This window comes from Streptomyces sp. JL2001, assembly GCF_050917515.1.
GTDB lineage: Bacteria > Actinomycetota > Actinomycetes > Streptomycetales > Streptomycetaceae > Streptomyces.
Map to the genome: position 1 here is coordinate 3,606,732 of NZ_CP169421.1, position 19,902 is coordinate 3,626,633.

Below are 19,902 nucleotides of genomic sequence, written 5' to 3' on the forward strand. Positions count from 1 at the left end.
GCCGTCGGCCGTCCCCGGCCCGTCCGCCGACGACCACCGGCCGGCCTCGCCCGTCCCGGCTCAGAAGACGTCGAAGCACCAGGGCCGGCGGGACGCCCGCAGCAGGGTGTCCGCGAGGGCGGCGGCGCCCGTGGCGAGCTCCTCGACCCGGCCCAGGTCGGCGAGCCGGACCACCGACTCGTCGCCCAGCGACAGCGTGCCCAACTCGGCGACGTCGAGCGCCAGATCGGCGGACTCGGTGGTCCGCGTGCAGGAGGCGCCCTGGGGCGAGGCGTCCAGCCGGTAGCGCCCGCCGGCCGGACCACCGGTGTCCCGCACGTCGAGGACGAGGCTGCCGGCGGCGGCGTACGTCCGGGTCTCCAGGACCTTGGCGACGTCGAGGACCCGGACCCAGAGCATGTCGGCGTGCGTCGTCGCCCTGGCCGCCCGCGGGTCGGGCAGCAGGAGCGGGAGGAGGTCGTCGGGGGCGCGGTATCCGGACTTGACGCCGGTCACCCAGTCGATGGAGCAGAGGAACCGCCACAGGGCACGCTCGGCGGCCGGGGTGACGGCGATCAGCTCCTTCACGGTGGCCGTGTTCAGCGGCTGCTTGCCGTCCTCCCACCGGTCGTCGCAGGTGTAGGCGACATAGCCCTCGACCTCGCCGGACTCGGAGCGGTAGATGCCGTAGAAGGGTTCGGTCCACGGATCCTGGTGGAAGCAGCGTCCGGTGACGACGTCCCAGCCCCGGGTGTCCCGCCCGACGACGCCGGCGCGGACCCCGGCCAGCCGGCGGTGCAGCGGCGGGCCGATCCGGCGGATCTCCTCGCCGTCGGCGAAGTCGATCCGCCCGCCGTCCTCGGGGCGGCCGGAACGGCGCGGGTCGAGACCGGCACGCCGGACGTCGACGGTCCACTCGGTGGTCCAGGTGGCGGGGCCGAAGCCGAAGCGTCCGTAGATCGGGTACTCGGCGGCGATCAGCGTCGCGACCGCGTCACCCCGCTCGGCCGCCGCGGCCAGGTCGTCCCCCATCATGCGGCTGAGCAGCCCGCGGCGGCGGTGGGTCGCGGAGACGGTGACGCCGCTGACGGCGTCGGCGACGAGCGTGCCGCCGCCGACCGTGCTCAGTTCCTGGGTGAACGAGCGGAAGGTGGCGACGACCTTCCCCTGGTCGAAGACGCCGTACACGCGGGAGAGGTCGGTGTGCGGCAGCCGGTCGGCGACCTCCGCGTCGGTGACGACCGGGGGCCGCAGGAAGCCGGCGTGGAGCGCCCGCAGCCAGTCGGGGTACTCGGACTCGGAGACGGGCCGCACCTCGGAACTCATTCTCCGAGGTTATGCGGGCTCACCGACCGCCCGCACGCGAGTTACCGCCGGTGGGGTCCGCCCCGCACGCGAGTACCGCGGCGGCGGACACCCCCCGGTCAGAACGCCGCGCGGATCCCTCCGACCACCGTCGGGCCGCCCAGCAGGGGCACGGCGCCGATCCGGTCGAGGACCGGGTTCACCACACCCATCAGGGCGAGGGTCCTGGCCAGTACCGGGCCCAGCGCGCGGGTGGCACCGTCGTCGATCTTGAAGGCGAGGGCGCGGCCGTCCGGCAGGGCGACCGCCTGCACGGCCTCGGCGCCCATCTTCGACAGCGCTCCCGGTATCTCCCGCATCAGCCAGGTGTCCGGCCGCCGGGTGCCCGCCACGTACTCCGGGTGCGCCCGCATCGCGTCCGCCACCCGCCGCCGCGGCGTTCCCGGCCGGGCGAGGACGAAGGCGCGGAAGGCCCGCGCCAGGCCCGTCAGGCTGAGTGCCATCAGGGGAGCCCCGCAGCCGTCCGTACCGAGCGCGGCCACCGGCTCGCCCGCCGCGGACTCGACCTCCTCGCGCACCAGCACCTGGAGCGGGTGGTCCGGGTCGAGGTACGAGGCGAGGTCCCAGCCGTTCCGCGCGCACGCCGCCAGCATCGCCGCGTGCTTGCCCGAGCAGTTCATGGTGACCCGTGCGCGCCCGTGGCCACCGGCCAGGTAGCTCTCCGCCTCGACGGGGTCCAGCGGCAGGTCGGGCGGGGTCTGGAGGTCGTCCTCGGTGAGGCCGTGCTCGCCGAGCATGATGCGCACCAGATCGAGGTGGAACGTTTCGCCAGAGTGGCTCGCCGCCGCCAGCGCCAGTCGTTCGCCCGCGAGGTCCAGGCCGGCGCGCAGCAGCGCGGAGGCCTGCATCGGCTTGTTCGAGGACCGTGGGAAGACGGGTGCGGCCGGGTCTCCCCAGGCCCGCTCCACCGAGCCGTCGGCCGCCAGCACCACCAGCGAACCCCGGTGGACCCCCTCGACGAATCCCGAGCGGACGACCTCGGCGAGGACCGGCGACCGGCCCGAGGACAGATCCCCGGACGGAGCCGTGGACAGGGCGATGGACATGACGGTCGGCCTTCCGGGGCGGGCGACCCGCCCCGGAGGGATCGCCTCAGATCAGCAGGTCGTCTACTTGCGCTTCCCCTTCACGGTACCTGCGGGCGATCTCCGCGCTGCAGTCGTCCGCGGTCCGCTGCAGTTGCTGACGCCGCCGGGAGACCTGCTGCTCGTAGCCCGCGAGCCGCCCCATGGCCGTGTGCAGCTCCTCGTCCGTGCGGGCCGCCAGGTCCGACAGCTCGACCTCCGAGAGCATCTCGGCCGCCAGCCGCCGGTACTCCTCGCTGCGCGGCGTCGACAGCGTCACGTGCCGGGCCGAGGTCCGCAGCCGCGAGGGCGCGTCCGCGAGGATCTCCGAGAGCCGGTCGAGGACCGGCGTCTCGGGATCCGCACGCCGGGCCAGTTCGGCCCGCAGGATGTCGATCCGGCCCTGCAGCATCCTGCGGACGTAGCTGAGGTCGGCCTCGTCGCCCTGCGCGTCGCGGCGCAGCGCGCGCAACTCGGTCAGCCGCAGGGCGGTGATGTCGGGTGTGGGCCGTTCCGGCAGGGCGGTCTCGGCCGTCCGCTGCACAGGTGGTCGTCCGGCCGCGCCGATCCGGGTCAGCCGTACGGGACCGGACGGCGTCTGCCCGGCGCCAGATGCACTCATGTGATTCCCCTCGACCGGTGCGCATCGCACCGCCTGAAAGGCATCGTGCCACTCTGCACGTGCACGTGCAGGCGCTCTGCACCCGTTCGGCCCCAGACGAGTCGGTCGGTAGGTTGGTCCGTATGCGTGCAGTGGTACAGAGGGTCGACGGCGCGAAGGTCGTCGTCGCAGGGGAAACGGTCGGCGAGATCGTCGGCGAGGGTCTGTGTGTGCTGGTGGGGGTCACCCACGACGACACCCCGGAGAAGGCCGCCCAGCTGGCCCGGAAGCTGTGGTCCGTCCGGATCCTCGAGGCGGAGAAATCCTGTTCGGACGTGAATGCCCCCTTGTTGGTGATTTCTCAGTTCACCCTCTACGGGGACGCCCGCAAGGGCCGCCGTCCCACCTGGAACGCGGCCGCGCCCGGCCCCGTCGCCGAACCCCTCGTCGACGAGGTCGTGGCGCAGCTGCGCGGCCTCGGCGCCCGCGTGGAGACGGGCCGGTTCGGAGCGGACATGCGGGTCTCGCTCACGAACCACGGCCCGTTCACGGTGATCGTGGAGGTCTGACGCCGGGGGGCCTGGCCGCCCCCGTGCGCCGTCCTGCCGTACGGGGCGCGCCCTACGGCTCGACGACCGTCTCCTGCGCCGCCGCCGTGTCCCCGGCGAGCAGCTTCGCGTCCACGGGGACGTTGCGCTTCACGATCGCCAGCGCGATCGGCCCCAGCTCGTGGTGGCGGGCCGAGGTCGTGATGAAGCCCAGCTGACGGCCGTCGGCCCCGTCGGAGGCGAGCCGGAGCGGCGTGCCGTGACCGGGCAGGTGGACCTCGCTGCCGTCCAGGTGCAGGAAGACGAGCCGGCGCGGCGGCTTCCCCAGGTTCTGGACCCGGGCCACGGTCTCCTGGCCGCGGTAGCAGCCCTTCTGGAGGTGCACGGCGCTGCCGATCCAGCCCAGCTCGTGCGGGATGGTCCGGTGGTCGGTCTCGAAGCCGAGCCGCGGCCGGTGCTCCTCGATCCGCAGCGCCTCGTACGCGAGGATGCCGGCGGCCGGCCCGTGCGCGGCGGCGAAGGACTCCAGGTCGGCGCGGGGCAGGAACACCTCGCGGCCGTGCGCGGTCTCCCGTACGACCACGCCCTGCGGGACCTCGGCGATCGAGCCGGCCGGCAGGTGGACGACGGCGAAGTCGTCCGTGCGGTCGGCGACCTCGACCCGGTAGAAGAACTTCATCGACTCCAGGTAGGCGAGGAGGTCCTCCTTCGTGCCCGGCTCGACGTGCGCCCAGACCGTCTCGCCGTCGTCGACGAGGTAGAGCGCGTGCTCGATGTGGCCGTTGGCGGAGAGGATCAGCGCCTCGGTGGCCTGGCCGGCCGGAAGGGAGCTCACGTGCTGGGTGAGCAGCAGGTGCAGCCAGCTCAGCCGGTCGTCGCCGGAGACGGTGATCACGCCGTGGTGGGAGAGGTCGACGAGGCCCTTGCCGTCGGCGAGCGCGCGCTGCTCGCGGAACAGGTCGCCGTAGTGCGCCGCGACGCCTTCGTCCCGGCCCTCGGCAGGGACGGCGCCGGGCAGGGACAGCAGGGGGCTGGGCGGAGTAGGTCGCTGCATGGCGTCCAGCCTACGACTCGGCCGCGGCCGCCTTGCGGGAGCAGCCCTCGCAGCGGCCGAAGATCGCGAAGTGCTTCATGTCGGTCTCGAAGCCGAAGGTCTCGCGGAGCTTGCCGGTGAAGTCGGCCGCGATCTCCACGTCGGCCTCGATCACCTCGGTGCAGTCCCGGCAGACCAGGTGCAGATGGTGGTGGCGGTCGGCGAGGTGGTACGTCGGCGCGCCGTGACCCAGATGGGCGTGGCTCACCAGGCCCAGCTCCTCCAGGAGCTCCAGCGTCCGGTAGACGGTGGAGATGTTCACACCGGAGGCGGTCTTGCGGACCTCCCCGAGGATGTCGTCCGGCGTCGCGTGCTCCAGCGCGTCCACCGCCTCCAGGACAAGCTGGCGCTGGGGCGTCAGCCGGTAGCCGCGCTGCCGCAGGTCGCTCTTCCAGTCGGTGCTCACCACGCCCCCCAGTGTAGGAGGGCGCGGCGCGGTACCGGGGGCTCCGGGGCCTACTTGAAGAAGGCGATGCCGTCGTCGGGCAGGTCACCGAGGCCGCGGGCCATCTCGGCGACCTCCTCGGGGCTGACGACCTTCTTCAGGTGGGCGGACATGTACGGCCGCAGCGGGACCTCGGGGGTGGCCTTCTCGCCCACCCACATCAGGTCGCCCTTGACGTAGCCGTAGAGCCGCTTGCCACCGCTGTACGGGCCGGACGCGGCCGTACGGGCCACGGCGTCCGTCACGAGGTCGATCTGCGGCTTCTGGTCGGCGAGCTCGCCGTACCAGATCTCCACGATGCCCTGGTCACGGACCATGACGACCTCGACCTTGCGGTCCTTGTCGATCCGCCAGTAGCCGCTCTCGCTCTCCAGCGGACGGACCTGCTTGCCGTCGTTGTCGAGGACCCAGGAGTGCGAGACGTACTCGATGAAGTCACGGCCGTCGTGGCTGAAGGTCACGGACTGGCCGAAGTTGCACTTCTCGGCACCGGGGAAGTCGGAGACGCCCGCTCCTTCCCACGTGCCGAGGAGGAACGCGAGGGGGAGGAGGTCCGGGTTGAGGTCGGACGGAATCTCGATCATGAGCAGCTCAGGCGATCTCTTGAGGGGGTTAGCGCTGGCCCTGGTACAGCTTCTTCACGGCCAGACCGGTGAAGGCGAGCACACCGACGCAGACCAGGACCAGAAGGGTTTCGAAGAAGATGATCACAGGTGCTCCTCGAATGAGCGTGAAGGCAGGACGGGCCGGACACCAGCTTAGTGGGCTGGTGTCCGGCGCCGCGTGTGAGGTGGGTCCGGTTGCGGTGACGCCGCCCGTCAGCCCAGCAGCTGGTTCTGGAGGGCGACCGTCTGCTGGAACGGCACGGTGAGCGCCTCGTCCTTGCGGGACTGGGTGATCAGGGCGAGGGTGTCGCCGGCCTGGATGTGCACCCACCGGGTCTGCTCGGGGCCGTACGGCTTCGTCTCCTCGAAGCCGTACAGCACGTTGAACGGCACGCGGATGTCGAGGGTCGAGTCGTCGATCACCGCGGACCCGACGCCGTTCGGGAAGTGGCCGTCCGACGAACCCGCGTTCAGGGCGTTGTCCTTGAAGTCCTCCGCGAAGGCCACCGACTTGAACCGCAGCAGGTGGATGCGGGTCGTCGTGCCGTCGGGCGTGGTCCAGCCCCGGGCGGCGATGTGCCGCAGGGCGGATTCGTCGAGGGCCTGCTTCAGGGCGACGCCGGCGTCCTTGTCGTACTGCGACAGGTACTCGTCCACGCTCACCCAGCCGCCGTTCAGCTTCGGGTCGACCGTGGCGCCCGCCGGCGCCGGGAGGAGGAGCTTGCGCAGGTCCGCGTAGTGGACCTCGCCCTCGTTGCCGTCGGTGTACGGGCGGGGGACGTCCTGCGGCAGAGCCGGGAGGCTGAGCTTCGGGTACTCCCACCGGCCGTCGTTCTCGGTCGCCAGACCGGGCACGTCGGTGCGCTCCATCGAGGTGATCCCGAGTGCCGTGCCCGTCCCGAGCCCGCCGCACACGACGACGGCGGCCGTCCAGCGGGCCACGGCCCACAGCACCCGCTTCGAGGGCCGGCGGGCGGGTGCCACGCGGGCGTCCGCGGCCTCGGCCTCGGTCTCGGGGGCGGCGGAGGCTTCGGGGGTCTCCGCCGCCGCGACGGCTACGGGCACCGCGACGGCCTCCGGGACCTCGGGGGTCTCAGCGGCCTCGGGGGCCTCAGCGGTCTCCGCAGCCTTCGGGACCTCGGGGGCCGCAGCGGTCTCGGGAGCCTCAGCGGTCTCCGGCACCACCGGCTTCTCGGTCTGGGCCGGGATCTTCGTGTCCGTCTGCTCGGTCATACGTACTCCCCCGGGGACTCGATGTGGTCCAGCTGCTTCTTCACCAACGCGGCCACCGCGGACCTGTCGAACGGCTTGGCGCCCGCGGCGGTGACGGTGACGTAGACATCGGAGTCGTAGGCGGCGCAGACCATCCCGTCCAGCTGGTCGGCCTGCTCCTTCTTGCTCAGCCCCTTCTCCTGCGGAACGAGGTGGCACATGGACGTCGCCTGCGCGTCGATCTTCGGGCCCTTCGGGAACTTGAGCAGCCCGGCGATCTCCTTGCGGAGCTCGAACATGTCCCGGATACGGCTCTTGTCCTTCATCCGCGTGATGTGCACGTACACCACGAGGTCCTCGTCGGACGAGACATAGGTGCGCACCGCGACGCCCTGGACGCCGAGGCGGTCGATCCGCTTCTCGTAGTCGCGGCGCTTCTTGCCCGAGAGGCCCTTGCCCTCCTGCTTCATGAGGGCGGCGGCCTCCCTCGCGCCCAGCTCGCCGTCGTTCCCGTACATCTCGACGTCGGGGCCGAGTTCGTAGCCGGACGGCACCGGCAGCAGGAGCTTGCTCAGCGGCGTCGACGCCCTGCCCCGCTCGAACCCCACGGCCGGGTCCTTGTCCGCGGCCGAGGCCTGCGTCTTCTCCCACACCACCGTCTCCGCCGCGCGGTCCGCGCCGGAGACGGTCACACCCGTGTAGGCGAGGCCTCCGCCGACGGCGCCGAGGACGAGGACGGCGGGCAGCACCACGGTCAGCAGCGTGCGAGCCCGCCCCTTCTTCCCCGGCGCGTCCGCGGCGGTCGTCCCGGCCACGTCCTCGGCCGGCGCCGAGTCCTCGGCCGTGTCGGGCACGCCGGCGGTGTCGGGCGCCTCGCGGTCCGCCGCGTCGGCCACGTCGGTCACATCGGTCACGTCGTTCCGGTCCTCGTTCACAGGCGCCCCAGCTGTCGTTCGGCCACCGAGGCGATGTCCTTCTTGGAGATCTTCTTGGTGTCGATCATGAAGATCTCCACGGCGACGTCCCCGCGGTGCAGGTAGGCCCTGGCCTCGTAGAGGTCCAGGTAGCCCGCCTCCTTGTGCACGGGGAAGACGTAGTAGCGGCCGTTCGCGGAGCTCTTGAGCGCGTCGCCCTCGTTGCCGGCGAATTCGTCGTCGCCCATGTACGACATCTGGTCCTCGGAGTGGTCCTTCGCACCGAGGAAGTCGCTGGGCCTGAACTGCACCAGCCGGATCTCGGTCACCCGGAACTCGCCCGTCCGCCACGACGTGGTCGCGACACGGCGGATCCCGTTCCCCAGCTCGTGACGGAGCGCCGGACCGGGCCGGTCGAACTCCGAGGCGTACTCGGGCACCGTCAGCCAGCCGTCGTCGTCCGCGAAGTCCGGCGTCTTCGCTCCCGCCGGCTTGGGCAGCAGCAGCTTGCGCAGATCGCCTTCCGTCTTCGCCCCGCGGTCCTCGGAGACCGGCAGCGGCTCGATCGTGCCGCCCTTCGGCAGCGGCTTCGGGTAGGCGAGGTCCGCCTGGTTCAGCGCGGGCAGCGGGGTCGGCTCCCGCTCGGCCTGGACGCCGTAGCCCACCGCCGTGCCGCCGACGATGCCGAGGACGGCGGCGACGGCGATCAGCGCGACGGTGCGCCCGGCCCGGCGGCCACGCGACGGCACGACGGCGGTCTCGGCCTCCGGGACGGCGGCGTCCGGCGTGACCGGCGCGGCGGCCTCCGGCGCCTGCGGCGCGGCCTGCCCTGTTGCGGAACGCTCCGGCGCGGCAGCGCTCTCGGCGTGTTCCGGTGTTTCTGTGGCTTCCAAAGGGGTCCCCCCACGAGACCTGAATCGCAGATTCCGTAACCTGCGCATCCCCCTGACTCGCGAGTGACGCATGAGGTTGCAGGGAGCCGCATTACAGTTCGGTACATGGCGAAGAAGCTCGTGATCAAGGTGACCGCAGGGGCCGACGCCCCCGAACGCTGCTCGCAGGCCTTCACGGTGGCCGCGGTGGCCGTCGCCAGCGGGGTCGAGGTCTCCCTGTGGCTGACGGGCGAGGCGTCGTGGTTCGCGCTCCCCGGTCGCGCGGCCGAGTTCGAGCTGCCGCACGCGGCGCCGCTGCCGGACCTCATCGACTCGATCCTGGCGGCCGGGCGCCTGACGCTCTGCACGCAGTGCGCGGCGCGGCGCGAGATCACGGAGGGGGACGTCCTGGAGGGCGTCCGCATCGCCGGCGCGCAGGTCTTCGTCCAGGAGGCCATGGCCGACGGTACGCAGGCGCTCGTCTACTGATCCCGGGGTCGTCCGCCTCCCCCACCCGATCGGCCCGGGTCGGGGCCCGGCCAGGCCGGGCCGCGGCCTGGCGCGTCAGGTCTCGCGGCGCTTCTTGCCGTCGAGCTCGTCCCACCACTCGTCCGACTTCGGGTCGCCGGAGGGGTCGTCCCACCAGCGGTCGTCGGGACCCCGCCGGTTCGCGATCATCGCGGCGAGCGGCGGGATCACCATGGCGACCACGCACATCCCGATGGCGATCGGCATGGAGAACAGGCGCACGACGGCCCAGGCGCCCACGAACAGCACCAGGCAGGCACCCATCATCCAGAAGTAGACGTGCCGACGGCGTGCGTACACACCTTCAGGGTACGACCGCGGGCACGCCTGAGGGCCGTGCCTCTCGTCCTGGTACAGGCGTCCAACCCCCCAGGAGGCACGGCCCTCAGGCCGTTCGGGCAACGCGGATCAGACCGCGATGGCGACCTCCGCGAGGCCACCCTGCTGCGCCACGACCTGACGGTCGGCGGTGCCGCCGGGGACCAGGGCACGGACGGTCCAGGTGCCCTCGGCCGCGTAGAAACGGAACTGGCCGGTGGCGGAGGTCGGGACCTCGGCCGTGAACTCGCCGGTCGAGTCCAGGAGGCGGACGTAACCGGTGACGGGCTCGCCGTCCTTGGTCACGAAGCCCTGGATGGTGGTCTCACCGGGCTTGATCGTCGAGGCGTCGGGGCCGCCGGGCTGCGCTCCACACATGATGTTCTGTCCTTACGGTCGAGGGGTCCGGAGAAGGGGGTCCGGGGTCTTACTTGTTGGCGCCGAGCTCGATCGGCACGCCGACGAGGGAGCCGTACTCGGTCCACGAGCCGTCGTAGTTCTTGACGTTCTCGACGCCCAGGAGCTCGTGCAGCACGAACCACGTCAGCGCGGAGCGCTCACCGATGCGGCAGTAGGCGATGGTGTCCTTCGCCAGGTCGACCTGCTCGTCCTCGTAGAGGGCCTTGAGCTCGTCGTCCGACTTGAAGGTGCCGTCGTCGTTGGCGTTCTTCGACCACGGGATGTTGCGGGCGCTCGGCACGTGGCCGGGACGCTGCGACTGCTCCTGCGGGAGGTGCGCCGGGGCGAGCAGCTTGCCGGAGAACTCGTCGGGCGAGCGGACGTCGACGAGGTTCTGGCTGCCGATCGCGGCCACGACGTCGTCGCGGAACGCGCGGATCGCGGTGTTCTGGGCCTTGGCCTTGTACTCGGTGGCCGGGCGGACCGGGACCTCGGCGACCAGGTCGCGGGAGTCGAGCTCCCACTTCTTGCGGCCGCCGTCGAGGAGCTTCACGTTCTCGTGGCCGTAGAGCTTGAAGTACCAGTACGCGTAGGAGGCGAACCAGTTGTTGTTGCCGCCGTAGAGGACCACGAGGGTGTCGTTCGCGATGCCCTTGGCCGACAGGAGCTTCTCGAAGCCCTCCTGGTCGACGAAGTCGCGGCGGACCGGGTCCTGGAGGTCCTTGGTCCAGTCGATCCGGATGGCGTTCTTGATGTGGTTCTTCTCGTACGCCGAGGTGTCCTCGTCGACCTCGACGATGGCGACCTTCGGGTCGTCGAGGTTGGCCTCGACCCAGTCGGCGTCTACCAGGACGTCGCTGCGGCTCATGTTGTTCTCCTCCGGGGCAGTCTTCGGCGGTGTGGTGCGGTGTGGCGCAGGATGGTGCGGGTACGCGTCATCGCGTGCGTACGGGCTACACGGTGACCCCGACGGTGCGTCAAAGGGTCTGAGGAATACGGGATTCGGACGTCCCGCTCAGACGGAGCGACAGAGCATGGCGGCGACGCGGCACAGGTCTACTGCCCGCCGCTTCGTGAGATCCGCCTGTCGCTTCATGCCCTCGATCGTAGGGACGGACAGGCGGCCGTGTCACCGCTGTGTCGTATTTTGAGACGCGATCGTCCGAGGAGTGGGACGCGTGTCCCCGGAAAGCACCGACGGACGCCCCGCGAGCGGGGCGTCCGTCCAGTGTTTCTACGGTTCGGACGGGGGCGTCTCACCATGTGGCACGCCGCCGTCTGCGGGCCGTCTCAGCCGGCGAGGACCACGTCCTTGCCGGTCACGGCGATGGCCACGCCGTCCTCGCGCGCCTCGACGCTCTCCAGCTTCATGCCCGCGGGCAGGCCGCCGATCTCCCGGTCGAAGTCGGTGCGCTGCCGGATCGCGTCCTCGATGCCGGGGATGCCTTCGAGCGGCACCTTGTCGGCCCGCACCCGGATCGTGTCCCCGTCGACCAGCGTCACCGTCGACACGACGCTGCGGGTGACCGTGCGGCCCAGGATCCGGACGCCGCCGGTGACCTTCAGCTTGCCGTTGCCGCCGTAGGCCACGACGACGTCGCGGTCGGCCGCGGCGGCCAGGTCCGCGTAGGAGATCAGCGCGGTGCCGGTGGCGGAGCCCGCCCGGGCGCTGGTGTAGTCGCCGTTCAGCGTCACGTCGCGGAGCGCGGCGGTCATCCGGCCGATCCGGATCTTCTTGCCGCCGGCCGTGGCCTCGACGCCGGTGAGTGTGACGTCGACCTCGTCGAAGCGCTTGTCCATGATCTGCGTCAGGAAGGGGAAGCCCTTGATGTCGACGTCCGTCGAGCCGGCCCGGGCGGGGCCGAGCCGGACGCGGTCGGCGGCCTCCGACTCGGCGTAGGACACGGCGAGGCGGTCCACACCGACGAGGATCCCGCCCAGCACGACGGCCATGATCAGCAATACGCGCAGTGCTCGCATGGCCTGTACGTCCCCCTCGAAGCTTCGCAAACGGATCCGGCCCCCCGACACGAAGATCGACGTGTCGGGGGGCCGGATGGTTCCCTCGGGGCTCAGAACAGGACGCGGCCGAGCAGGTGGACGGCCGGTGCGGCCAGCGCCAGCGGCAGCGCGACGCCCGCCGTCATGTGCACGAAGCGGGACGGGTAGTCGTAGCTGGCGACCCGCAGGCCGGCCAGCGCGCACACGCCGGCGCCGATGCCCAGCAGGGCGCCGGAGACGGCGTCCGGGCCGACGGCCCCGCCGGCGGCGATCCCGGCGCCCGCCGCCGCGAGGAGCGCCGCCACGAGGGAGGCCGGGCCCGGCAGCGGCAGCGCACGGGCGAGGACGGCGGCGGCGACCGCGAGCCCGCCGACGACCACGGCGTCCGGGGCGGAGCCGAGGTGCCCGGTGGCCACGATCGTCAGGGCCGCCGAGGTGACGGTGGCCATCAGGCCGTACATCCGCTCGTCCGGGTCGGCGTGGCTGCGCAGCTGGAGGACGAGGGTGAGCAGCACCCAGACGCCGAGGGTGCCGAGGATCGCGGCGGGCGCGTGCTCCCGGCCGGCGGCCAGCAGGACGACGTCGGCGACCAGGCCGCCCGCGAAGGCGAGGGCGATGCCCTGCCGGGCCGGCCACATGCCGTTGAGCCGGAACCAGCCGGCGGCGGTGACCGCCTGGAGCAGCACCACCGGCACGAGGAGCGCGTAGGACCCGACGGCCGCGCCGGCGGCGAGCAGACCGCCCAGGACCGCGGTGAGGGCGGCCGGCTGCATCCCCGGCGCGATGATCGGGGAACGCCCCTCGGCGCGGGCGCGCTGGGCGTCGGTGACCCGGGCGTTGCCGGTGGTGGTGGGCGCGGAGTAGGCGGGCCCGCCGGCCGCCGCGAGCGGGGCGCCGGGCGCCGCCGGCGTCTCGGCGGGGAGCGGCACGGCCTGGGTGCCGTAGGCGTTCGCGACGGGCCCGTACGGGTCGGCGGGCGGCTGGGGCGCCCCGTGCTGCGGCGCGAAGTGGGCCGTCCGGTCCGACGGGTGCGCCGGGTGGACCGGCTGCTGGGCCTGGGCCTGGTACGCCGCCGGGTGGGCCGGCTGCCGCCCGGCCTCGTGCGGCGCCGGGTGGGCAGGCTGCCCGGCGTGGTGCGCCGGAGGCTGCGGCGCCGGGTACGGCCGGACCACGGGCTGGTACTGCGTGTCCCAGGTCTGGCCCTCCCACGTCTGCGTGACGTCGGGGTCCTGGTACCCGTACCGCGGCTCCTGGTGCTGCTGTCCCGTGGCGTACGGATCGTACGGATGCTGCTGATCGCTGCTCATGCTGTGCGGTTCACCCTCCTGCGAACGGCGGGAGCACCTCGACCGTGCCGCCCTCGGCAAGGCGTACGGTCTCATGGCCGCGGGTCCCGACGGGGTCACCGTCGACGAGGAACGAACACCGCTGGAGTACCCGGACGAGCTCGCCCGGGTGCCTCTCGCGGGCCGCCTCCAGCGCCTGCGCCAGGTTCTCGGCGGTGTACGGCTCCTCGGCGACACCGGCGGCGGCCTTGGCCGCGGCCCAGTAGCGGATGGTCCCCGCTGCCATAGCGGCGCTCCCTTCGTTCGTGTGCGCGCCGCTCCCCATGATGGGCTATCCGTCCACGAGCCAGCCGCCGAGGCGGCCCAGCAGCTCGTCGTCCGCCGCGTTCTCCGCGTGGCCCATCCCCCGTTCCAGCCAGAGCTCGGCCTCACCCGCCGCCGCCAGCATGCGCGGATGGTCGACCGGGAAGTACGGGTCCCGGTCGCCGTGCACGATCAGCAGCGGGGTGGGGGCGATCAGCGGGACGGCCTCGACGGGCGACAGCGGCACCGGGTCCCACGGGCGGCGGTCGATCCGGGTGCCGAGCCCGTAGCGGCCGACGAGCCGGCCCACCGGCCGGGTGATCACCCAGTGGACCCGTCGCATCGACGGCGTCCCCCGGTAGTACCAACGGGCGGGGGCGCTCACGGCGGCCACCGCGTCGGTGTGCGCTCCCGTGAGCCCCCGTTCGAGCGCCGCGTGCCTCAACACCACCGAACCGCCCATCGAGAAGCCCAGCGTCACGACGCGCGCGTGCCCCAGCTCCCGGGCCCAGCGGACCGCCGCCGAGAGATCGAGGACCTCGCGGTCGCCGACCGTGGAGACCCCGGCCGACCTTCCGTGGCCACGGAAGGAGAAGGTCACGACCGCCGCCCGCCCGGCGAGGGCCCGCGCGGCCCGGCGCACGGAGGGCCGGTCGGCCGAGCCCGTGAACCCGTGCGCGACGACGACGGCCGTATCGGTGACACTCGTCGTACACGGTTCGTAAACCGCCTCGATACGGACACCGTCATCAGTGAGCAACATTGCGCGTCGAGGACCGGAAGTGATCGAGGAAACATCCACCATGTGAAATCGACCCTCTGCCTCGGAACTCATGTGAGCTATTCTGCTTGCCAGAGGATCCGGGCAACGCAGCCCCCGGGTCCTTTTGTGTTTCCCGACCGTTGTTACGGCCAGATGAACAAAGGCTCTCAGGGCGCGAGAGCCGAAGCAGTACCAGCCGTGATCAAGTGCCGCAGACGCCCCTCACGCCCGGCGTGGGGGGATCCCCTCTCGCAGGGACGAGGAGGACCCGACGTTATGGGCGAGCGAACCAAGCACGACCGACCGACGACGATCCAGGCAGGTGGGGCGCGATGAGTTCACTTCTGCTCCTGACGAACGCGCTGCAGCCCTCGACCGAGGTGCTCCCCGCACTCGGCCTCCTGCTGCACAACGTGCGCGTGGCCCCGGCCGAGGGGCCCGCACTGGTGGACACCCCCGGTGCCGACGTCATCCTCATCGACGGCCGCCGCGACCTCCCGCAGGTCCGCAGCCTCTGTCAGCTGCTCCGCTCCACCGGCCCCGGCTGTCCCCTGATCCTCGTCGTCACGGAGGGCGGCCTCGCGGCCGTCACCGCCGACTGGGGCATCGACGACGTGCTGCTCGACACCGCGGGCCCGGCCGAGGTCGAGGCCCGGCTGCGGCTGGCGATGGGCCGCCAGCAGATCGTCTCCGACGACTCCCCGATGGAGATCCGCAACGGGGACCTCTCGGTGGACGAGGCGACCTACAGCGCCAAGCTCAAGGGCCGGGTCCTGGACCTGACCTTCAAGGAGTTCGAGCTCCTGAAGTACCTCGCCCAGCACCCCGGCCGGGTCTTCACCCGCGCGCAGCTCCTCCAGGAGGTCTGGGGCTACGACTACTTCGGCGGCACCCGAACGGTCGACGTCCACGTACGGAGGCTGCGGGCCAAGCTCGGACCCGAGCACGAGTCCCTGATCGGCACCGTCCGCAACGTCGGCTACCGCTTCGTCACCCCGGAGAAGGTGGAGCGCGCCGCGGAGGAGGCCAGGGCCAAGGAAGAGGCCCGCGTCAAGGAGCCCGCGCGGGACGTCACTCCGACGGAGGACAGGGTCGACGTGGTGGAAGCCACAGTGCGACCTGCCGGTAGGTAGGTCACCCCGCGTAGACTGCCGCGCGTGGCCAAGGTGACGCGGGATGACGTAGCGAGACTTGCGGGTACTTCGACCGCCGTCGTGAGTTACGTCATCAACAACGGACCCCGGCCGGTCGCCCCGGCCACGCGCGAGCGTGTCCTCGCCGCCATCAAGGAGCTGGGCTACCGTCCGGACCGGGTGGCCCAGGCGATGGCCTCGCGGCGCACCGACCTCATAGGCATGATCGTCCCGGACGCTCGGCAGCCGTTCTTCGCCGAGATGGCGCACGCGGTCGAACAGGCCGCCGCCGAGCGCGGGAAGATGGTCCTCGTCGGGAACTCGGACTACCGCGACGAGCGCGAGATCCACTACCTCCGCGCCTTCCTCGGGATGCGGGTCTCCGGACTGATCCTCGTCAGCCAGGGCATGAGCGAGCGCGCCGCGAGCGAGATCGAGGCCTGGGACGCCCGCGTGGTGCTGCTGCACGAGCGGCCCGAGGCGCTCGACGACGTCGCCGTCGTCACGGACGACATCGGCGGCGCGCAGCTCGCCACCCGGCACCTCCTGGAGCACGGCCACCCGTACGTGGCCTGTCTCGGCGGCGTCCCCAACACCCCGGCCGTCGGCGACCCGGTCGCCGACCACGTCGAGGGCTGGCGGCGCGCGATGGTGGAGTCCGGGCGCTCGGTCGAGGGCCGGCTCTTCGAGGCCCCGTACAACCGCTACGACGCCTACCGGATCGCGCTGGACATCCTCTCCGGCCCGAACCGGCCGCCGGCCATCTTCTGCTCCACCGACGACCAGGCCTTCGGCGTGCTGCGGGCCGCCCGCGAGCTGCGGATCGACGTGCCGGGCGAACTGGCCGTGGCCGGCTTCGACGACGTGAAGGAAGCGGCGCTGACGGACCCGCCGCTGACGACCATCTCGTCCGACCGCCCGGCGATGGCCCGGGCGGCGGTCGATCTGGTCCTGGACGACTCGCTGCGGGTGACGGGATCGCGGCGCGAGCGGGTCAAGCAGTTCCCCTCGGCCCTGATCCTCCGCCGCAGCTGCGGCTGCGCGTAGGTCCCGTCCGGCGACGCCCCGTCCGCGGCCGCGGACGGGCGATCACGGCGGGCCCGTCCCACCACCGGTCTTTATTTCGGGCATACAGGGTTCTGCCGGGCTTCTCAGGACCTCCTCAGGAAGCTCTCATGAACCGCCCGCAGAGTCGTTGCCATGACGGACTACCCTCACCAGCCGCAGCAGCAGCCGTACTACCCGCCGCAGCCCCCGAGGCACCCGTACGACCCGGCGGAGCCCCTCGACACCGAGCCGGGCACGACGATCTGGCCCGTCGGCGGGTACGTCCCGCCGCCGGTCGCCCCCACCGCCGCCGGCCCCGCGCACGCCGCCCCCGAGCCGCGCCGCCGCGCCAAGCGGGGTGTCGGACTGCTCGTGGCCGTGGCGATCGCCGCGGCCGCGGTCGGTGGCGGCACCGCCACCCTCGTCCAGCAGCTCACCGCCGACGGCACCGCGAACGCGTCCGGCGGCGTCAACGGCACGAACGTCTCCGCGAGCAGCCGGGGCACCGTCGCCGGGGTCGCCGCGGCCGTCTCGCCCTCCATCGTGGAGATCTCCGCGAGCTCGACGTCCGGCAAGTCCACCGGATCCGGCGTGATCATCACCGGCGACGGCGAGATCGTCACCAACAACCACGTCATCTCCGGCGCCGACTCGATCAAGGTCCAGCTGTCGGACGGCACCTCCTACGACGCCGCGGTCGTCGGCACCGACCCCGACAAGGACCTGGCACTGATCAAGCTCCGGGGCGCGTCCGGACTGAAGGCGGCCACCCTCGGCGACTCGAGCAGGGTGAAGGTCGGCGACGAGGTCGTCGCGATCGGCTCCCCCGAGGGCCTGACCGGCACCGTCACCAGCGGCATCGTCTCTGCCCTCGACCGCGACGTCACCGTCGCCAAGGACGACGGCCAGGACCGGCAGCAGCCGCAGTACGACCCCCGGCAGGGCTGGCCCTTCGAGTTCGGCGGCCAGGAGTTCAACGGCGACACCGGCTCGTCGAAGACCACCTACAAGGCGCTCCAGACCGACGCCTCGCTCAACCCGGGGAATTCCGGCGGCGCGCTGATCAATTTGAACGGGGAGATCATCGGAATCAATTCGGCGATGTATTCGCCGAGCTCCTCGAACGGTTCTTCGGCCGGCAGCATCGGCCTCGGATTCGCCATCCCCGTCGACACCGTCAAGGCCGATCTGGAACAGCTCCGCTCGGGCGGCGCCAACTGAACGGCGACCCGCACGACCCCGCCGTGCGGAGCGATCCGTACGGCCCGAGCGACCCGTGGGACGCTGGGGCCATGACTGAAGGCGAGCGCATCCTCATCGTCGACGACGAGCCCGCGGTCCGGGAGGCGCTGCGACGCAGCCTGGCGTTCGAGGGCTACGGGACCGAGGTCGCCGTCGACGGCCTGGACGCCCTCGCCGCGCTGCAGTCGTACGCCCCCGACCTCGTCGTCCTCGATGTGCAGATGCCCCGGATGGACGGCCTGACCGCGGCCCGCCGCATCCGGTCGTCCGGCTCGACCGTGCCGATCCTGATGCTGACCGCCCGCGACACCGTCGGCGACCGGGTGACCGGCCTCGACGCGGGCGCGGACGACTACCTGGTGAAGCCCTTCGAGCTGGACGAGCTGTTCGCCCGGATCAGGGCCCTGCTGCGCCGCAGCTCGTACGCGGCAACGACCGGCGAGGCGCCCGCGGGCGACGTGCTGGCCTTCGGCGACCTGCGGATGGACCTGGCGACCCGCGAGGTGACCCGGGCCGGACGTCCCGTCGAGCTGACGCGGACGGAGTTCACCCTCCTGGAGATGTTCCTGGCCCACCCCCGGCAGGTCCTGACGCGGGAGCAGATCCTGAAGGCGGTCTGGGGCTTCGACTTCGAACCCAGCTCGAACTCGCTGGACGTCTACGTGATGTACCTGCGCCGCAAGACCGAGGCGGGCGGCGAGCCGCGCCTGGTGCACACGGTGCGGGGCGTGGGGTACGTGCTGCGCGGCGGAGGCCCGGAATGAGGAGTCCGCTCGCCTGGTTCCGGTCGAGACCCCTGCGGTCGAGGCTGGCGCTGCTGACGGCGACGGCGGTGGCCGTGGCCGTGGCGGCGGTCTCCCTGGCGTGCTGGCTCGTGACGCGGGCGCAGCTGGAGGGCGAGCTGGACGCGGCGCTGCGCCGCACGCAGTTCACCGACCAGCAGGCCCGTGAACTGCTCAACTCCTGCGGCCCGAAGGCGGGGAAGCCGCCGGGGTACCCGCCGTACGGCTCGGACACGCGGCAGATCGTGTCCGCGGACGGCGTGGTGTGCTCGCTCGGCACCTCCAGGATCCCGGCGACCCCCGAGGACATCGCGGTGGTGGAGCGGCAGGAGCCCTACGCGCTGCACACGACGACGGCCGAGGACGGCTCGCAGATGCGGGTGTACACCTACCCCGTGAGCGACCGGACGGTGGCCGTCTCGGTCGCCCGTCCGCTCTCCGAGATCGACAACTCGATGTCCACGCTCGGCTGGGTCCTGCTGCTGGTCTCCGGCATCGGCGTCGTCGGAGCGGGCGCGGCCGGCCTGTGGGTCGCGCGGGCCGGGCTGAAGCCGGTGGACCGGCTGACCGGGGCCGTCGAGCACGTGGCGGCCACCGAGGACCTGACCGTGCGCATCCCGGTCGAGGGCGAGGACGAGATCGCCCGGCTGTCCCGCTCCTTCAACGCGATGACGGCGGCGCTGGCGTCCTCGCGGGACCGCCAGGCGCAGCTGATCGCGGACGCGGGCCACGAGCTGCGCACCCCGCTGACCTCGCTGCGCACCAACATCGAGCTCCTGGCGCGCAGCGAGCAGACGGGCCGCGCGCTGCCGCCCGACGACCGCCGTGCCCTGATGGCCTCGGTGAAGGCGCAGATGACGGAGCTGGCCGCGCTCATCGGCGACCTCCAGGAGCTGGCCCGCCCGGACGCGGCGGCGCCCGGGCCGCTGGAGGTGGTGCCGCTGCACGGCATCCTGCGCTCGGCCCTGACCCGGGCGCGGCTGCGGGGGCCGGAGCTGACGTTCGTCGTCGACCTCGCGCCCTGGTACGTCCGGGCCGAGCCGGCCGCGCTGGAGCGGGCCCTGGTGAACGTCCTGGACAACGCGGTGAAGTTCTCGCCGCCGCGGGGCACGGTCGAGGTGACCCTGATGCGCGGCGAACTGACGGTCCGCGACCACGGGCCGGGAGTCCCGCCGGAGGAGCTGCCGCACGTCTTCGACCGCTTCTGGCGCTCCCCCTCGGCCCGCAGCCTGCCGGGTTCGGGGCTGGGCCTGTCGATCGTGGCCCGCACGGTCCAGCAGGCGGGCGGTTCGGCGGAACTCAGGGCGGCCGAGGGCGGCGGCACGGTCGCGGTGCTCCGGCTGCCCGGCGCACCGACGCCGCCGCCGGAGGGCCGGTCCTTCACGGAGGACTGAGCCGGTAC

General features: G+C 72.3%; 24 protein-coding genes. 7 read left to right on the forward strand and 17 right to left on the reverse strand.

Annotated elements, in window-relative coordinates:
* Nucleotides 1-60 precede the first annotated feature (60 nt).
* The 3 genes from ACE1OA_RS15950 to ACE1OA_RS15960 form a co-directional block, all read right to left on the reverse strand.
* Nucleotides 61-1,305, reverse strand: a complete 1,245-nt coding sequence (locus tag ACE1OA_RS15950; RefSeq protein WP_361315195.1) for a GNAT family N-acetyltransferase — start codon at nucleotides 1,303-1,305, stop codon at nucleotides 61-63.
* 98 nt (nucleotides 1,306-1,403) lie between these two features.
* On the reverse strand, nucleotides 1,404-2,390 hold the full coding sequence (locus tag ACE1OA_RS15955; RefSeq protein WP_384870257.1) for an asparaginase: 987 nt from the start codon (nucleotides 2,388-2,390) through the stop codon (nucleotides 1,404-1,406).
* A 46-nt stretch (nucleotides 2,391-2,436) separates the two neighbouring features.
* Nucleotides 2,437-3,030, reverse strand: coding sequence for an ABC transporter substrate-binding protein (locus ACE1OA_RS15960; RefSeq protein ID WP_356607194.1), 594 nt, complete (start codon nucleotides 3,028-3,030; stop codon nucleotides 2,437-2,439).
* Nucleotides 3,031-3,152: 122 nt separating this feature from the next.
* Between ACE1OA_RS15960 and dtd the strand changes: the two genes are divergently transcribed.
* Nucleotides 3,153-3,578, forward strand: coding sequence for a D-aminoacyl-tRNA deacylase (gene dtd, locus ACE1OA_RS15965; protein ID WP_356607196.1), 426 nt, complete (start codon nucleotides 3,153-3,155; stop codon nucleotides 3,576-3,578).
* Between the two features lie 52 nt (nucleotides 3,579-3,630).
* On the opposite strand, the gene ACE1OA_RS15970 is transcribed toward dtd, so the two are convergent.
* From ACE1OA_RS15970 to ACE1OA_RS15995, 6 genes are all read right to left on the reverse strand, one after another.
* Nucleotides 3,631-4,611: a YgfZ/GcvT domain-containing protein gene (locus ACE1OA_RS15970; protein WP_356778622.1), complete on the reverse strand. Its 981-nt coding sequence runs from the start codon at nucleotides 4,609-4,611 to the stop codon at nucleotides 3,631-3,633.
* Between the two features lie 10 nt (nucleotides 4,612-4,621).
* Nucleotides 4,622-5,059 (reverse strand): Fur family transcriptional regulator, encoded by a 438-nt coding sequence (locus ACE1OA_RS15975; protein ID WP_356607200.1) that lies wholly within the window; start codon nucleotides 5,057-5,059, stop codon nucleotides 4,622-4,624.
* Nucleotides 5,060-5,106: 47 nt separating this feature from the next.
* Entirely contained in the window at nucleotides 5,107-5,679 is a 573-nt protein-coding gene (locus tag ACE1OA_RS15980) for an FABP family protein (protein WP_356607202.1), read from the reverse strand.
* Between the two features lie 234 nt (nucleotides 5,680-5,913).
* Nucleotides 5,914-6,933, reverse strand: a complete 1,020-nt coding sequence (locus ACE1OA_RS15985; RefSeq protein ID WP_432752944.1) for a hypothetical protein — start codon at nucleotides 6,931-6,933, stop codon at nucleotides 5,914-5,916.
* The gene (locus tag ACE1OA_RS15990) at nucleotides 6,930-7,826 is read right to left on the reverse strand and encodes a hypothetical protein (protein WP_432752945.1); all 897 of its coding nucleotides are present in this window, start codon (nucleotides 7,824-7,826) and stop codon (nucleotides 6,930-6,932) included. The genes ACE1OA_RS15985 and ACE1OA_RS15990 overlap by 4 nt, the downstream gene beginning before the upstream one ends.
* A 17-nt stretch (nucleotides 7,827-7,843) precedes the next feature.
* Complete coding sequence (locus ACE1OA_RS15995; protein WP_432752946.1) at nucleotides 7,844-8,719, reverse strand: hypothetical protein; 876 nt, start codon at nucleotides 8,717-8,719, stop codon at nucleotides 7,844-7,846.
* A 105-nt stretch (nucleotides 8,720-8,824) separates the two neighbouring features.
* Here ACE1OA_RS15995 and ACE1OA_RS16000 point away from each other — a divergent pair, with 105 nt between their 5' ends.
* Nucleotides 8,825-9,187 (forward strand): DsrE family protein, encoded by a 363-nt coding sequence (locus ACE1OA_RS16000; RefSeq protein WP_147978600.1) that lies wholly within the window; start codon nucleotides 8,825-8,827, stop codon nucleotides 9,185-9,187.
* 75 nt (nucleotides 9,188-9,262) lie between these two features.
* Here ACE1OA_RS16000 and ACE1OA_RS16005 read toward each other — a convergent pair whose 3' ends face one another.
* The 8 genes from ACE1OA_RS16005 to ACE1OA_RS16040 all read right to left on the reverse strand — a co-directional run bounded on the left by ACE1OA_RS16005 (nucleotide 9,263) and on the right by ACE1OA_RS16040 (nucleotide 14,368).
* Entirely contained in the window at nucleotides 9,263-9,526 is a 264-nt protein-coding gene (locus ACE1OA_RS16005; protein ID WP_356607211.1) for a DUF3099 domain-containing protein, read from the reverse strand.
* A gap of 108 nt (nucleotides 9,527-9,634) precedes the next feature.
* On the reverse strand, nucleotides 9,635-9,922 hold the full coding sequence (locus ACE1OA_RS16010; protein ID WP_356607213.1) for a DUF1416 domain-containing protein: 288 nt from the start codon (nucleotides 9,920-9,922) through the stop codon (nucleotides 9,635-9,637).
* Nucleotides 9,923-9,971: 49 nt separating this feature from the next.
* A complete protein-coding gene (locus tag ACE1OA_RS16015; protein WP_356607215.1) occupies nucleotides 9,972-10,811 on the reverse strand; it encodes a sulfurtransferase in 840 nt (279 codons plus the stop codon).
* 147 nt (nucleotides 10,812-10,958) lie between these two features.
* Complete coding sequence (locus ACE1OA_RS16020; RefSeq protein WP_350497993.1) at nucleotides 10,959-11,039, reverse strand: putative leader peptide; 81 nt, start codon at nucleotides 11,037-11,039, stop codon at nucleotides 10,959-10,961.
* 194 nt (nucleotides 11,040-11,233) lie between these two features.
* Entirely contained in the window at nucleotides 11,234-11,923 is a 690-nt protein-coding gene (locus ACE1OA_RS16025) for an LmeA family phospholipid-binding protein (protein WP_356607217.1), read from the reverse strand.
* A 92-nt stretch (nucleotides 11,924-12,015) separates the two neighbouring features.
* Nucleotides 12,016-13,251, reverse strand: a complete 1,236-nt coding sequence (locus tag ACE1OA_RS16030) for a hypothetical protein (RefSeq protein ID WP_432752947.1) — start codon at nucleotides 13,249-13,251, stop codon at nucleotides 12,016-12,018.
* A gap of 10 nt (nucleotides 13,252-13,261) precedes the next feature.
* Nucleotides 13,262-13,516: a MoaD/ThiS family protein gene (locus ACE1OA_RS16035; RefSeq protein ID WP_384870245.1), complete on the reverse strand. Its 255-nt coding sequence runs from the start codon at nucleotides 13,514-13,516 to the stop codon at nucleotides 13,262-13,264.
* 45 nt (nucleotides 13,517-13,561) lie between these two features.
* Nucleotides 13,562-14,368: an alpha/beta hydrolase gene (locus ACE1OA_RS16040; protein WP_356778614.1), complete on the reverse strand. Its 807-nt coding sequence runs from the start codon at nucleotides 14,366-14,368 to the stop codon at nucleotides 13,562-13,564.
* Nucleotides 14,369-14,628: 260 nt separating this feature from the next.
* On the opposite strand from ACE1OA_RS16040, the gene ACE1OA_RS16045 reads away from it, so the two are divergent.
* From ACE1OA_RS16045 to ACE1OA_RS16065, 5 genes are all read left to right on the forward strand, one after another.
* Nucleotides 14,629-15,429, forward strand: a complete 801-nt coding sequence (locus tag ACE1OA_RS16045) for a response regulator transcription factor (protein WP_356607225.1) — start codon at nucleotides 14,629-14,631, stop codon at nucleotides 15,427-15,429.
* A gap of 24 nt (nucleotides 15,430-15,453) precedes the next feature.
* Nucleotides 15,454-16,476, forward strand: a complete 1,023-nt coding sequence (locus tag ACE1OA_RS16050; RefSeq protein WP_356607227.1) for a LacI family DNA-binding transcriptional regulator — start codon at nucleotides 15,454-15,456, stop codon at nucleotides 16,474-16,476.
* A gap of 153 nt (nucleotides 16,477-16,629) precedes the next feature.
* A complete protein-coding gene (locus ACE1OA_RS16055) occupies nucleotides 16,630-17,697 on the forward strand; it encodes a S1C family serine protease (RefSeq protein WP_432752948.1) in 1,068 nt (355 codons plus the stop codon).
* A gap of 71 nt (nucleotides 17,698-17,768) precedes the next feature.
* Complete coding sequence (locus tag ACE1OA_RS16060) at nucleotides 17,769-18,482, forward strand: response regulator transcription factor (RefSeq protein WP_432752949.1); 714 nt, start codon at nucleotides 17,769-17,771, stop codon at nucleotides 18,480-18,482.
* The gene (locus tag ACE1OA_RS16065) at nucleotides 18,479-19,894 is read left to right on the forward strand and encodes a sensor histidine kinase (protein WP_384870240.1); all 1,416 of its coding nucleotides are present in this window, start codon (nucleotides 18,479-18,481) and stop codon (nucleotides 19,892-19,894) included. Before ACE1OA_RS16060 ends, ACE1OA_RS16065 begins: the two co-directional genes overlap by 4 nt.
* The last annotated feature ends 8 nt before the right edge of the window (nucleotides 19,895-19,902 follow it).